Annotated in this window: 11 protein-coding genes; 6 read left to right on the forward strand and 5 right to left on the reverse strand. The window is 66.4% G+C overall.

Features of this window, described 5'->3' with window-relative positions; genetic code table 11:
* Positions 1–374: 374 nt before the first annotated feature.
* From AC07P1_RS10475 to AC07P1_RS10485, 3 genes are all read left to right on the forward strand, one after another.
* Positions 375–2,168, forward strand: a complete 1,794-nt coding sequence (locus AC07P1_RS10475) for a glycoside hydrolase family 2 protein (protein WP_494695737.1) — start codon at positions 375–377, stop codon at positions 2,166–2,168.
* Complete coding sequence (locus tag AC07P1_RS10480; RefSeq protein ID WP_494695738.1) at positions 2,169–3,359, forward strand: sensor histidine kinase; 1,191 nt, start codon at positions 2,169–2,171, stop codon at positions 3,357–3,359.
* 131 nt (positions 3,360–3,490) lie between these two features.
* Positions 3,491–3,760, forward strand: a complete 270-nt coding sequence (locus AC07P1_RS10485; protein WP_494695739.1) for a GlsB/YeaQ/YmgE family stress response membrane protein — start codon at positions 3,491–3,493, stop codon at positions 3,758–3,760.
* Between the two features lie 153 nt (positions 3,761–3,913).
* On the opposite strand, the gene AC07P1_RS10490 is transcribed toward AC07P1_RS10485, so the two are convergent.
* Positions 3,914–4,657, reverse strand: coding sequence for an SDR family oxidoreductase (locus tag AC07P1_RS10490; RefSeq protein WP_494695740.1), 744 nt, complete (start codon positions 4,655–4,657; stop codon positions 3,914–3,916).
* 98 nt (positions 4,658–4,755) lie between these two features.
* Between AC07P1_RS10490 and AC07P1_RS10495 the strand changes: the two genes are divergently transcribed.
* Positions 4,756–5,664 (forward strand): AraC family transcriptional regulator, encoded by a 909-nt coding sequence (locus tag AC07P1_RS10495; RefSeq protein WP_494695741.1) that lies wholly within the window; start codon positions 4,756–4,758, stop codon positions 5,662–5,664.
* A gap of 24 nt (positions 5,665–5,688) precedes the next feature.
* On the opposite strand, the gene AC07P1_RS10500 is transcribed toward AC07P1_RS10495, so the two are convergent.
* From AC07P1_RS10500 to AC07P1_RS10515, 4 genes are all read right to left on the reverse strand, one after another.
* Positions 5,689–7,053, reverse strand: a complete 1,365-nt coding sequence (locus AC07P1_RS10500) for an amino acid permease (protein WP_494695742.1) — start codon at positions 7,051–7,053, stop codon at positions 5,689–5,691.
* 73 nt (positions 7,054–7,126) lie between these two features.
* Positions 7,127–8,347 (reverse strand): ATP-binding protein, encoded by a 1,221-nt coding sequence (locus tag AC07P1_RS10505; protein ID WP_494695743.1) that lies wholly within the window; start codon positions 8,345–8,347, stop codon positions 7,127–7,129.
* Positions 8,348–8,358: 11 nt separating this feature from the next.
* Complete coding sequence (locus tag AC07P1_RS10510) at positions 8,359–9,252, reverse strand: tetratricopeptide repeat protein (RefSeq protein ID WP_494695744.1); 894 nt, start codon at positions 9,250–9,252, stop codon at positions 8,359–8,361.
* Positions 9,249–9,752 carry a hypothetical protein gene (locus AC07P1_RS10515; RefSeq protein WP_494695745.1) on the reverse strand — a complete coding sequence of 168 codons (504 nt, stop codon included), beginning with the start codon at positions 9,750–9,752 and terminating at the stop codon, positions 9,249–9,251. The genes AC07P1_RS10510 and AC07P1_RS10515 overlap by 4 nt, the downstream gene beginning before the upstream one ends.
* Positions 9,753–9,867: 115 nt before the next feature.
* On the opposite strand from AC07P1_RS10515, the gene AC07P1_RS10520 reads away from it, so the two are divergent.
* Together AC07P1_RS10520 and AC07P1_RS10525 are read left to right on the forward strand one after the other, a co-directional pair.
* Positions 9,868–11,127 (forward strand): cyanophycinase, encoded by a 1,260-nt coding sequence (locus AC07P1_RS10520; RefSeq protein WP_494695746.1) that lies wholly within the window; start codon positions 9,868–9,870, stop codon positions 11,125–11,127.
* 10 nt (positions 11,128–11,137) lie between these two features.
* The gene (locus AC07P1_RS10525) at positions 11,138–13,489 is read left to right on the forward strand and encodes a GH92 family glycosyl hydrolase (protein ID WP_494695747.1); all 2,352 of its coding nucleotides are present in this window, start codon (positions 11,138–11,140) and stop codon (positions 13,487–13,489) included.
* The last annotated feature ends 129 nt before the right edge of the window (positions 13,490–13,618 follow it).

Genomic DNA, 13,618 nt, shown 5'->3' on the forward strand with positions numbered 1-13,618 from the left:
CCGTATCGGTGAACGCGCGATAGCCGCCGTTTGTCGGCCGGCTTCGCGAATCACCACTGTACGGGAGTTGCTATGCGGCATTCTTAACATCCGTCAACAGTCCAGACAGGCCCATGATGACATGTTTCGATTACCGAGGCACGTCGGCGATGCCTCCATCCATTCGCGTATCGTCGCCACGTTACCGGCGCGCACGCAGTCGTCGACGCAGCGGGCGATCAGCGCGTCGCCGTCGAGCGGCAGCGGCTTGTGCCCGGTCCGCCGGTGCGCCGACGTTCAATTCTGCTCGGAATTGAACGTCGGGCGGGCCGCAAGATTGGTAGCATGGAGTCGATCTGGCGGTGGCGCCGTCGCTTTCACACGCGGGGAGTCGCATGAGTTTGACTGAACCTCTGTTTGAATATCCGCGCCCGCAACTGGTGCGCGACGAATGGCAATCGCTGAACGGCGAATGGGAGTTCGCCTTCGATGGCGACCGCCGGCACGGCATTGCCGGAGACGAGGTCGAGTGGACCCACCGCATCAACGTGCCGTTCGCGCCCGAGTCCGCCGCGAGCGGGCTGGGCGACCGATCGTTTCACTGCGTCTGCTGGTACCGGCGCCGCTTCGAGCTGGCTTGGCGCGCGCCGCGCACGATGCTGCATTTCGGCGCGGTCGATTACCATGCGCGCGCGTGGGTCAACGGCATGCTGGTGGCCGACCACGAGGGCGGCCATACACCGTTTTGCGCCGACATCACCGACGTGCTGGCCGATGCGCCGGTGCAAACGCTGGTGGTGCGGGCCGAGGACGATCCGGCCGACCTGGCCAAGCCGCGCGGCAAGCAGGATTGGCAGCTCGAGCCGCATTCGATCTGGTATCCGCGCACCACCGGCATCTGGCAAAGCGTCTGGCTCGAGCCGCTGCCGGCGACCTATATCCGCGCGCTGCGCTGGACGCCGGTGTTCGACGGCTTCGAGATCGGCTGCGAGGTGCTGGCCGGCGGCGATCCGCGCGGGGACATGTCGGTCGAGGTGCGCGTCACCCACGACGACACGCTGCTGGCGGCGGACCGCTACCTGATGGTCGGCATGGAGGCCACCCGCAAGATCGTGCTGTCGGACCCCGGCATCGACGATTCGCGCAACGACCTGCTGTGGAGCCCGGAAAGTCCGACCCTGCTCGACGCCCAGCTGACCCTGTACCACGGCGACCAGGTCATCGACCGGGTCCGCTCGTACACGGCGATGCGCTCGGTGGCGATCAACCGCGACCGCTTCATGCTCAACGGCCGTCCGTATCCGCTGCGGCTGGTGCTCGACCAGGGCTACTGGCCCGACACCCTGATGACGGCGCCGTCGGACGCCGCGCTGCGCCGCGATGTCGAACTGGCCAAGGAGATGGGTTTCAACGGCGTGCGCAAGCACCAGAAGATCGAGGACCCGCGCTACCTGTACTGGGCCGACCGGCTCGGCCTGCTGGTGTGGGGCGAAATGCCGTCCGGCTACGCCTTCAGCGCGCGCGCGATCACGCGGCTGCTGAAGGAATGGACCGAGGCGATCGAGCGCGACTACAGCCACCCGTGCCTGATCGTGTGGGTGCCGTTCAACGAGTCGTGGGGCGTGCCGAACCTGACGTCGATGCAGGCGCACCGCAATGCGGTCGAGGCCTTGTACCACCTGACGCGCATGCTCGATTCGACCCGCCCGGTGATCGGCAACGACGGCTGGGAGGCCTCGGCCACCGACATCCTGGGCATCCACGACTACGACGCCGATCCGGTGCGGCTGCGCCAGCGCTACGAGGTGAGCGACCCGGTGCGCACGCTGTTCGACCAGCGCCGTCCCGGCGGGCGCATCCTCACCCTGGACGGTTTTCCGCACCGCGGCCAGCCCATCGTGCTCACCGAGTTCGGCGGCATCGCCTACGACACCCGCGCCACCGGCAGCCGTACCTGGGGCTACTCGCGCGCGACCGACGCCGAGTCCTTCCTGACCCAATACACCGAGTTGCTCAAGGCGGTGTCGGAGACGACGATGTTCAGCGGCTTTTGCTACACGCAGTTCACCGACACCTTCCAGGAGACCAACGGCCTGCTCAACGCCGACCGCAGTCCCAAGGTGGCGCTCGACGCGATCTGCGAGGCCACCCGCCACGGCGCCAACCTGTTTCCACTACCCGGGGTGTGAATGAGCGATACGCCGAAAAGAAAGAGCGCGCCGGCCGTCATCGGCACCGACTGCGACGACCGTCCGCGGGACCTGCCGCCGCTGGCGCGGCAGCTGCTCGACCTGCGCGAGCAACTGATGGGCGATTGGACGGCGGCCATCCTGGCCGATATCCAGCGCGCCAACCAGTTGCTGCCGCCAATACTGATCAACACCTTGCCGACGTTCTACGACAACCTGGTGCAGGCGTTGGCGCCGGGTTATCCGCGCCGTGACGCCGTCGAAGGCGCGTCGATCGCCTCGGCCCATGGCGACGAACGGGCCCGCATGACCGGTTACCAGCCGCACGAGCTCATCGCCGAGTACCAGATCTTCAAGCGCGTGTTCCTGAGGATGGTCGAACGGGAGCGGGTGCCGCTGACGCCGGAGCAACTGGTGCAGGTGCACGAATCGGTCGACGCCGCCGTGCGGGAGGCGATCGCCGCCTACACGGCCACCCAGGAGCGGCTGCGCCAGGACTACGTGGCCACCCTGGCGCACGATCTGCGCACGCCGCTCAGCACGATCGGCATGGCGGCGACCCTGCTGGCGAGGCGGCCCGAGCCGGAACATGCGGCCGACCTGGCCGCCCGCATCCAGTCAAATGTCGAGCAGATCGATGCGATGGTGCGCGAGCTGCTCGACACGGCGGCGCTGAACAGCGCCCAGAAGCTGCCGCTCGATATCAGCTGTTTCGGCCTGCGCGAGCTGGCCTGGGAGGTGCTGCGCGACGCGCCGCAGCGGCCCGGCCCCTACCAGCTGGAAGGCGACGCGCCGCCCGGCCACTGGAGCCGGCGCATGCTCAAGCGCGCGCTGGATAACCTGCTGCGCAATGCCTGGAAGTACGGCGATCCGGAGCGGCCTGTGCGGATCGCCATTTCCGCCGCGCCGGGCCGCGCCAGCATCGCCGTCAGCAACAGCGGCGAGCCGATCCCCGAGGACCGGATCGCCGACGTGTTCCTGATGTTCCACCGCCATGCGCGCGACGGCGTGCAGGGCTGGGGGCTGGGCTTGCCGTTCGTCCGGCATGTGGCCGAGTCGCATGGCGGCAGCGTGCTGATCGATAGCTCGGCCGAGCGCGGCACGACCGTGACGATCGACCTGCCGACCGATGCGCGGCCGTTCTCGGCCCGGCAACCGGGTCAGCAACAAGCCCGGCAACATGGTGCGTGAAGTTGGCCGTCAAGCGGGCTAGGACCAATCCCACGCGGGGGCGGCGTGAGAGCCGATAGCAGCGGTGTCTCAGGCTTCGGATAATCACTCGACCGGCCGCCCGGCCGGCTTTTTCCAACAAGGGGGATGCGATGAATCTGATACTTTGGATAGTCATAGGCGGCGTTCTGGGCTGGCTTGCCAGCCTGGTCATGAAGACGGACGCGCAGCAAGGGGTGATATTGAATGTCGTGGTCGGCATCGTCGGCGCGTTGCTGAGCGGCTGGCTGCTGGCACCGTTGCTGGGGACCGGCACCATCAATTCGGACGATTTCAGCCTGGCGTCGCTAGGGGTGTCGTTCATTGGCGCGCTGATCCTGCTGGCGATCGTCAACCTGGTGCGGCGCGGCCGGGTGCGCTGAAGCACCGTCGCCACGCGGACGGTGCATCGTGGGTGCGTGGTGGACAGAACCAAGGGCTCCGGATGGAGCCCTTTGATGGTGCGCGTTTTGGCAAGAACGAGGACATGGGAATACCGCGTGGCGCCATGTGGGAGAGCTGGCCGCTTGCTCCGTTCATCTCGACTGTGCCAGCGCCATCGCGTCGGCGCCCGCCGGGAACCGAAGCTGTCCGGTGGTGTCGTTCGCCGCCCGCCACACCATCCCGGCAACGTCCGACTCGGTCGTCACCGCCGCCGGCCGCGCGTATCCGGCGAAGATGGGCTCCGCGAACGGCATATAGGCTTCGGGTATCAGCCCCGCCATCCGCGCGCCGCCGTTGCTGGCGAAGTTAGTCGTCGGGCCGTAGCCTGGCTCCACCAGTTTGGCCTGCACGTTGAAGTACGCCAGCTCGAACGCGAGCGAGCCGGTGAACCCTTCGATGGCCGCCTTGCTGGCGGTGTACGCGGCGGCCAACGGCATCCGCGCCAAAGTCGCGCTGGAGGTTACGTTCACGATCACGCCGGACCTGCGCGCGCGAAATTGTGACAGCACCGCTTGCGTCATCGCCATTGTGCCGAAGGTGTTGGTCTCGAATACCTCGCGCACGGTGGTCATCGGCGTGGCTTCGAAGGCGCCGACGACGCCGATTCCCGCATTGTTGACCAACACGTCGATGGGCCCGCAGGCGTCGAGCACCGACGCGATGCTCTCTGGCCTGGTGACGTCGAGTGCCAGGATGCGCAGCCGGTCCGAGCGCGGCATCCCGTCCTCGTTCGGGGTGCGCATGGTGGCCAGCACGTTCCATCCCTGGGCGTGGAAGTGCAGGGCGGTCGCGCGGCCGTAGCCGGAAGAGCAGCCGGTGATCAATACTGTTTTCATATTGGTGTTCCTTGTTGGTTAGCAAGGCTTAACGATAGCGAAAATGTGCCGGACGAACTACAATCGAAAGTCCAGAATCCACGTTCGAGAGTCCAGACATGAGCGATCCTCTTTCGGATGTCATCGCGCTGCTCCAGCCGCGCGCGGTGTACTCCAAGTGCATCAGCGGCGCAGGCCGGTGGGGCGTGCGCTATGCCGACTTCGGTCAGCCGAGCTTCTGCGCCGTGCTCGAGGGTTCCAGCCTGCTCGCGGTCGATGGCCAGCAGGCGATCACGCTGCAGGCCGGCGACTTCGTGCTCCTGCCCGCCACGCCGGGCTTCACCTTGTCGGGTTTCGAGCCGGTGACACCAGTCCAGGTCGACCCCAAGGCGGCGCCGGCGCCAACGGATGAAATACGCCACGGCACGCAAGGCGGGCCGCCCGATGTGCGTTTGCTAGGGGGGTACTTCGTTTTCGATTCGCCCGATGCGGCGTTGCTCGTATCGCTGCTGCCGGCGCAGATGCACGTGCGCGGCGTCGAACGATTCGCCCTGCTTGTGCGGCTGGTCGGCGAGGAAGCGGTCCGACAGCGGACAGGGCGCGACCTGGTGCTCACGCGGCTGGTGGAAGTGTTGCTGATCGAGGCGCTGCGCTCGACGCCCGGGGAAGATGCGCCGCCGGGTCTGCTGCGGGGATTGGCCGACGCGCGGCTGGCGCAGGCGATGCGGCAGATGCATGACGATCCCGGACGTCCATGGACGATGGCGCAGTTGGCGAAGAACGCGGCGCTGTCGCGCTCGGCGTTTTTCGAGCGCTTCCTGCGCGCCGTGGGCATGCCGCCGATGGAATACCTGCTCGCCTGGCGCATGGCGCTGGCCAAGGATCTGCTGCGCCGCCAGGATCTTGGCCTGGCCCAGGTCGCCGAACGCGTCGGCTACAGTTCGGCGAGCACGTTCAGCATCGCGTTCAGCCGACATGTCGGCCGGCCCCCGAGCCGCTACGCGCGCGAGGGCGCGGCCCCTGGTTGAAAAATCGTCGGAACCGGTTGCTGCTCAGCTCCCGCCGGCCCGGCGCTGGCGCACCCAGTAGCCGGCGCTGAGCGCGATCAGCCACACCGGGATCAGATACACCGACAGCTGCAGGTCCGGCGTCAGGTACATGACCACTAGGATGCCGGCCAGGAAGGCCAGGCACAGGTAGTTGGTCAGCGGGTAGCCCAGGCTGCGGAACAGCGTGGTCTTGCCTTCGGCCTTCTTGTGCGCGCGGAAGCGCAAGTGGATCCAGCTGATCATGGCCCAGTTGATGATCAGCGCGGACACCACCAGCCCCATCAGGAAGCCGAACGCCTTGCCCGGCATGAAGTAGTTGACGGCCACGCAGACGCCGGTCGCCAGTGCCGACACGCCCAGCGCCGCCAGCGGCACGCCGCGCCGGTTCACGGTCAGCAGCAGGCGCGGCGCGTTGCCCTGTTTCGCCAGGCCGTACAGCATGCGGGTGTTGGCGTAGACGCAGCTGTTGTACACCGACAGCGCGGCCGTCAGCACCACCGCGTTTAGCACGTGCGCCACCATATTGCTGTCGAGCGCCTGGAAGATCAGCACGAACGGGCTGCCGCCGGTGACGACCTTCTGCCACGGGTACAGCGACAGCAGGATGCCCAGCGCGCCGATGTAGAAGATCAGGATGCGGTAGATGGCCTGGTTGGTGGCCTTGGGGATGGTGCGGGTCGGGTCGTCCGCCTCGGCGGCGGTGATGCCGATCAGTTCCAGGCCGCCGAACGAGAACATGATGACGGCCATGGCCATCACCAGGCCGCCGAAGCCGTTGGGGAAGAAGCCGCCGTGCTGCCACAGGTTGGCGATGGTCGCCTGCGGGCCGGCCTCGCCCGACACCAGCAGGTAGCCGCCGAACCCGATCATGCCGACGATGGCCACCACCTTGATGATGGCGAACCAGAATTCCATCTCGCCGAAGGCCTTGACGTTGGCCAGGCTGATGCCGTTGATGATGGCGAAGAAGGCCAGCGCCGACACCCACGTCGGTATTCCCGGCCACCAGTACTGGACGTAGATGCCGACCGCCGACAGCTCGGCCATGCTGACCAGCACATACAGCACCCAGTAGTTCCAGCCGGACAGGAAGCCGGCCAGGTTGCCGCAGTATTTGTCGGCGAAATGGCTGAACGAGCCGGCCACCGGCTCGTCGACCACCATCTCGCCGAGCTGGCGCATGATGAAGAAGGCGATGATGCCGGCCACGCCGTAGCCCAGCAGCACCGACGGCCCGGCCATCTGGATCGTCTGCGCGATGCCGAGGAAAAGTCCGGTGCCGATGGCGCCGCCCAGCGCGATCAGCTGGATATGGCGGCTTTTGAGGCCGCGCTTGAGTTCATTGCCTTGCTGGGTAGTGGTATCCACGGTGTCGGCGGTCATATTGGGTTGGGTGAGTGGGACTGGATAATGGGGCTGGATAAGCTGGATCGAACAAGCGTCAAACGAACTTGGTCTTCTTCAGGTACTTCTCGACGTCGCGGTAGCTGTCGTCGCTGCCGGCGTAGCGCACCAGGTTGCGGGCGGTCTTGAGCCATTCCACCGTCGACGGCTGCATCAGGTCGAGCGCGTAGGCGATATCGGCCGGGCCGATCGGCCGCTCCGGATTACCCGACAGGATGTCGTGCAGCGTGCTTTCCTTGGCCAGGTCGACCAGGCCGTCGATGTCGGCGCCGGAGAAGTGCGGCGTGGCCGCCACCAGCGCGTCGACGTCGACGCCTTCGACCGGGATGTCGCGCAGCTTGATCTCGACGATATGCTTGCGCGCCTCGGCGTCCGGCGGCGGCACGAACAGCTGGCGCGAGAAGCGTCCGGTGCGTTTCATGGCCTGGTCGACGTCCCACGGCATATTGGTCGCGGCCAGGAACAGCACGTCGCGGTTGTCGCGCTCGAAACCATCGAGCTGGGACAGGAATTCGTTGACGATGGTGCGGCTATGCTCGCTGTGCGCCTTCGAGCGCGAAAACGCCAGCGCATCGAGTTCGTCGAAGAACAGCACGCACGGTTTTTGCGCGCGCGCCTTCTCGAACAGCTGCGCCAGATTGCGTTCGCTCTCGCCCATCCACATGTTCAGCACTTCGCTGATGCCCACCGAGATGAAGGACGCCTTGCATTCGCCGGCGATGGCGCGGGCGATCATGGTCTTGCCGCAGCCGGGTGGTCCGTACAGCAGGATGCCGCCGCCGCCGCTCTTTTTAAACCTGGCGAACAGGCCGGGACGCAGGAACGGTTCGATGATGTGCAAGCGCAGCGTCTTCTTCAAGTCCTCCATGCCGCCGACGTCGGCGAAGCCGATCTGGCCGGCCGGCTGCGGCTTGAGCGCAATCACGTTGGCGGAGGCGCCCACCAGCGACAAGGCGGGGCCGGACGAGGGGCGGGCGCGCTGTTGCAGCTGTTCCAGCTCCTCCACGGACGCGAAGCCGTCGTGCTGGCGCGCGGCGGTGTAGGCGGCCAGCGCCTCGGCGTCGCGTTTCAGTGCCAGCAGGGCTTGCGCCTTGCCGCTGAGGGCGGCGGCGTCGGCGCGCTGGCGTTCGGCCAGTTCGAATTGGGTCAGCGCCGCCTGCGCGTCGCCCCCCGCCAGCAGCAGGCCGGCGTAGGCCAGGCGGTTGGCGACGTTGAATGGATCGCTTACCAGGGCGGTTTCTAGTTCTTCGCGGTGCATGGTCATTCCGTTCAAAGTCCGGCGCGGCGTTTGAGCCAGCGCGTGAGCAGGGAGGGGTAGACCCAGGAATACGCGCAGTATCCCAGGATCGTGTAGGTGGCGATATCGGCGGCCAGCGGCGCGTCGCGCCGGATCAGGTTCATGCCCAGCAGGGCGATGAAGTAGAGCGCGGCGGACGCGCCCCAGCCCCAGCGGTTCAGTGGCCACAGGGGCAGCATGCTCCAGTGGCTCAGTGCTTCCAGTTGCACCACCAGCTCGAGCACTTCGCGCGAGTGCGGGTAGAGTTTGAGCAGTTCGATGGCGATGCGCTTGGCGGCGCGGTAGCGGCCACGCCCGACCAGGTGCGTGATCAGCATGCGCGCCGTGCTCTCGCTCTCGGGATGCCCCTGCATCAGCGACGCCAGGCTGGCGCGCTCGGCGCCGGGGCGGCCGTCGATGATGTCGCCGATCAGGCAGGCGGTCAGCGCCAGTTCGTCGTTGGGGTCCAGGCGCAGCGCCTCGCGCGCCAGTTCCTTGGCTTTATCGATATGCATGGTGCGGTACATCAGCATCGCGTAGCGGGCGTATTCGTACGCCGCCTCCGGATACTCGCGCAGCAGATCGAGCAGCACCGCCTCGGCCTGCTCCAGTTCCTCGGCGTCGCGATGGATGTTGACCATCAGCGAACGCGCCAGGTAGTCGTCCGGGTGGCGCGCCAGGATCTGTTGCAGCGTATGGCGCGCGTCTTCCTTGTCGTCGGTGAGATAATCGACATGGGCCGAGGAGAACAGCAGGCGCGGGTCGTCGGGATACTGGCGCAGCGCGTCGGCCAGCAGCCCGCGCGCCTGCTGGAAGCGGCGGCGCTCGATCAGGCCTTCCAGCTGCAGCGCATAGGCGCGCGGTGTCAGTTGTGCGCCGTCGTTCATGCCAGCGCTCCCGCCATCAACGTCGCGATGCCGCGGATGCCGAAGTAGCCCGCCACCATGCAGGCGATGGCCGGTATCCATGGCGACGGCGGCTTGGTGTCGAACAGCGCGGCGGAGCGGTGTTGTTTCTTGTGCAGCAGGTAGAACACGCCGCAAAGTCCCATGGACAGCGCGCTTGACAGGGCGCGCATGGTGTCCTTGCCGAGGAGGCCGGCCAGGCCGGAGAGCGTGTGCGGGGCCGCGATCGCCGCGTAGAGCAGCGCGACCAGCAGCGCCAGGCCGGCGATGTAGACCGGGATGTCGGCGGCGCGCCGCAAGCGCCAGGAATTGAGCGAGGCATAAAGCAGGATCGCCAGCGGGCCGCCGAACACGGCGACCAGGAAGCTCGATCTGATCGAATACAGCGTGGCCGGCGGTGCGTGGGCCGACAGCGAGGGGGTGAGCAGGTGTTCGCGCATGGGGGTGATGGAAAAGGCAACCAGCCATATTACCAAATTCATACTCACCACCGCCAATAAATTTGGTACTCTTTCAACAATGTCATTTTAGATGCGTGTATCTATGGTTAGCAACATGGGGAGAAATATGTCGGGGATTGTTCATGCGGCGCGGCGCTTGGCCCGGAAATTGTGGCAAGCGCCGATGGCCGTGAAGGTGCCGTTGGCGTTAATGCTGCTGGCGGCCGTGCCGCTGGCGCGCGCGGTCGAGCCGCTGCGCACGCCGGTCAGGCAGCAGGACGAGTCGCCCAAAGGCTCGCTGCTGATCGCCGGCGGCGCGGTGCGCGGCGATAACGCCGTGATCTGGCAGCGCATGGTGCAGCTGGCCGGGGGCGCCGGCGCCCGCATCGCCGTGCTTCCCAGCGCCTCGGGTAATCCGGCGCGCGCCGGCGCCTATCTGGCGGAGGGGCTGAACAAGTACGGCGCGGCGGCCTTCGTGGTGCCGATCGCCGTGAAGATGAAAGAGCGCGACTACAAACGCGACGCCGAGGACGAAACGCTGGCCGCCTCGATCCGCGACGCCGGCGGCGTCTACTTCTCCGGCGGCGACCAGGCGCTGATCACGCAGGCGCTGGTGCGCCCGGACGGCACCCGCACGGCGGTGCTGGAAGCGATCTGGGACGTCTACCGGCGCGGCGGCGTCATCGCCGGCACCAGCGCCGGCGCGGCCATCATGAGCAGCACCATGTTCTACGACGCCAAGACCGTCTTCGGCACCCTGAGCGAGGGCGTCAACGGCCGCGAGCTGGCCACCGGCCTCGGTTTCATCGGCGACGACATCTTCGTCGACCAGCACCTGCTGGCGCGCGGGCGCTTCGCGCGCATGCTGCCGGCCATGCTGAAAAAGGGCTACAAGCTGGGCATCGGCATCGATGAAAACTCCGCCGTCATCATCACCGGCCGCCGCCACGTGGAGGTGGTGGGCTACCAGGGCGCGCTGCTGGTCGACCTGGCGCGGGCCAAGGTCGATCCCAAGGTCAAGGACTTCAACCTGTCCAATGTGCGTCTGAGCTACCTTGACCGCGACGACCGCTACGACTTGGCCACGCACAAATACACGCCGTCCGCCGACAAGATCGAAGGCAAGGTCGATCCGAAAAAGCCGTATCTGAAGGAGCCGGTGTATTCGACCGATGTCCTCGGCCACAACACCATCCTGATCCTGATGTCCAAACTGGTCGACAACAGCGAGACGCAGGCGATCGGCATCGCTACGGCCGGGCCGCTGGACCCGCGCCAGGACCTCGGATTCGAGTTCAAGCTGACGCGCGACGCCGGCACCACCGGCTACAGCTCCGCCACGATGGACGCCTACACGGTGCTGGACATGCGCCTCGACGTCAGGCCGCTGCAAGTGACACGCCCCTGGTATAAATAAAAGGAAACCGATGAACGCGATTACCTTGCTGCCGGCCGGCGCGCTGGCGCTGGCCCTGTTGATCCCCTCGATGTCGCAGGCCGCCACCGCGGCGGCGCCAGACAGTCCCGCCGCCGCCGTGAACGTCTTCATCGGCACCGGCGGCGACGGCCACACCTTCCCCGGCGCGGCCCGTCCGTTCGGCATGATCCAGCTCAGCCCGGACACGCAGGTGCGGCCGTTCCGCCAGAGCTATCCGTGGGCCGCCGGCTACCGTTACGAGGACGACAGCATCCTCGGCTTCTCGCACACGCACTTTTCCGGCAGCGGCCATTCGGACCTGGGCGACGTGCTGCTGATGCCCTACAGCGGCGAGACCAAGCTGGAACCGGGTTATCCCGAGCGTCCCTTCAGCGGCTACCGCTCGCGCTTCAGCCACAAGGACGAACGCGCGGAGCCGGGCTACTACGCCGTCAAGCTGCTCGACAACGAGGTCGATGTCGAACTGACCGCCAGCGAGCGGGTGGGCCTGCACCGCTACCGCTACGCCGCCGGCGCGCCGGCCAAGGTGATATTGGACCTGCGCAGCAGCATCTACGATTACAAGGCCAAGAACCTGTGGTCGCGCCTGCGCGTGCGCGACGATAAACTGATCACCGGCATGCGAGAGACGCGCGGTTGGGCGGCCGGACGCCAACTGTACTTCGCCATCGCGTTCTCGCAGCCGCTGACGGCGCGCGCGCTGCGCAACATGGAAACCGATATCGAATACAAGGGCTTCGCCAGTCCCGGCAGCGGCCCTGGCGCCGACCCCAACCTCAAGCCTTTCGTCGAGGGCAAGGCGCTGGTCGGCGCGCTCGAATTCGGCGTGCCGGCCGACGGCAAGCTGCTGGTGAAGGTGGCGATATCGGCCGTCAGCGAGGAGGGCGCGATCGCCAATCTGGCCGAGATGCCGGGCTGGGACTTCGACGCCGAACGCGCCAGCGCCTCGGCGGCGTGGAACCAGGCGCTGGGCGCGGTGGCGATCGAGGCGGCCGCGCCGATGAAAACCATGGTCTACACGGCGCTATACCACAGCATGCTGGCGCCCGGCCTGTTCATGGACCGCGACGGCCGCTATCGCGGGCCGGACAACGAGGTCCGCCAGGCCGACGGCTTCCGCTTCCATTCGACCTTCTCGCTGTGGGACACCTACCGCGCGCTGCATCCGCTGCTGACGTTGATCCAGCCGGAGCAGCGCAACGTCGATTTCGTGCGCTCGCTGATCGCCTCGCAAAAGGCCAGCCCCTACGGCATCCTGCCGGTGTGGCAGTACCACGGGCTGGAGACGTGGTGCATGATCGGCTACCACGCGGTGCCGGTCATCGCCGACGCCTACATGAAGGGGATGAAGGGCTTCGACGCCGAGGAGGCGCTCAAGGCCATGACCAGCAGCGCCGAGTATGGTCCCTACGGCGGCCTTCAGCACTACATGAAGCTCGGCTATGTGCCGATCGACCTGGAGCCGGAGGCGGCGTCGAAGACGGTGGAGTACGCGTTCGACGACTGGACCATCGCCCGCATGGCGGAGAAGATGGGCAAGAAGGATGTCGCCGCGCGCTACTACAAGCGGGCGCTGAACTATCGCAACTCCTTCGACGCCAAGACCGGCTTCCTGCGCGCGAAAAAGTCGGACGGCAAGTTCCGCGAACCGTTCGATCCGGTGCGCTCGAACTTCGGCAGCGACTACACCGAGGGCAGCGCCTGGCAATATTCCTGGTATTCGCCGCACGATAACGCCGGCCTGATCAAGATGCTCGGCGGCGATGCCGGTCTGCAAAAGAAGATCGACATGATGTTCGACGCCAAGGTCGACGACAACGTCTACGCGCACATGGAGGATATTTCCGGCCTGATCGGCCACTACGCACACGGCAACGAGCCGTCGCACCACGTGGCCTATCTGTACAACTACGCCGGCGCGCCGTGGAAGACCCAGCAGCGCCTGACGCAGGTGGTGGCGTCGCAGTACAACGCCACGCCGCAGGGCTTGTCGGGCAACGACGATCTGGGGCAGATGTCGGCCTGGCTGGCCTTCACGGCGCTGGGCTTCTATCCGGTGGCGCCGGGCAGCAACGAGTACGTGATCGGCCGTCCCTTCCTGGACAAGGCGGTGATGAATCTGCCCAACGGCAAGACCTTCACCATCCGCGCCGTGGGTATGAGCGCCGACAACGCCTATGTCGCCGGCGTGACCCTGAACGGCAAGCCGCTGGCGCAGACTTTCCTGCGCCACGAGCAAATCATGGCCGGCGGCGAACTGGTGTTTACGATGGACAAGGAACCGAACAAGGCGTGGGGCAGGGGCGCGGCGGCGCGCCCGTACACGCAAACGGCGTATTGATCCATCGACGAACAGCAGCCAATGTCGATCTGATCATATCGCTTTCCGTCGGGCTGGGTAAGCTGGACTTCTGCCATATCGGGCGGGAAGTTCTCTTCGTCACTATTGCTCGCGCTTGGTGACCACTCA

The sequence above is a fragment of the Duganella sp. GW821-FHT07F09 genome (genome assembly GCF_059418705.1).

Coding starts and splice junctions, on each gene's coding strand:
- AC07P1_RS10475 (WP_494695737.1), top strand. CDS start 375: ATGAGTTTGACTGAACCTCTGTTTGAATATCCGCGCCCGCAACTGGTG.
- AC07P1_RS10480 (WP_494695738.1), top strand. CDS start 2,169: ATGAGCGATACGCCGAAAAGAAAGAGCGCGCCGGCCGTCATCGGCACC.
- AC07P1_RS10485 (WP_494695739.1), top strand. CDS start 3,491: ATGAATCTGATACTTTGGATAGTCATAGGCGGCGTTCTGGGCTGGCTT.
- AC07P1_RS10490 (WP_494695740.1), bottom strand. CDS start 4,657: ATGAAAACAGTATTGATCACCGGCTGCTCTTCCGGCTACGGCCGCGCG.
- AC07P1_RS10495 (WP_494695741.1), top strand. CDS start 4,756: ATGAGCGATCCTCTTTCGGATGTCATCGCGCTGCTCCAGCCGCGCGCG.
- AC07P1_RS10505 (WP_494695743.1), bottom strand. CDS start 8,347: ATGCACCGCGAAGAACTAGAAACCGCCCTGGTAAGCGATCCATTCAAC.
- AC07P1_RS10510 (WP_494695744.1), bottom strand. CDS start 9,252: ATGAACGACGGCGCACAACTGACACCGCGCGCCTATGCGCTGCAGCTG.
- AC07P1_RS10515 (WP_494695745.1), bottom strand. CDS start 9,752: ATGAATTTGGTAATATGGCTGGTTGCCTTTTCCATCACCCCCATGCGC.
- AC07P1_RS10525 (WP_494695747.1), top strand. CDS start 11,138: ATGAACGCGATTACCTTGCTGCCGGCCGGCGCGCTGGCGCTGGCCCTG.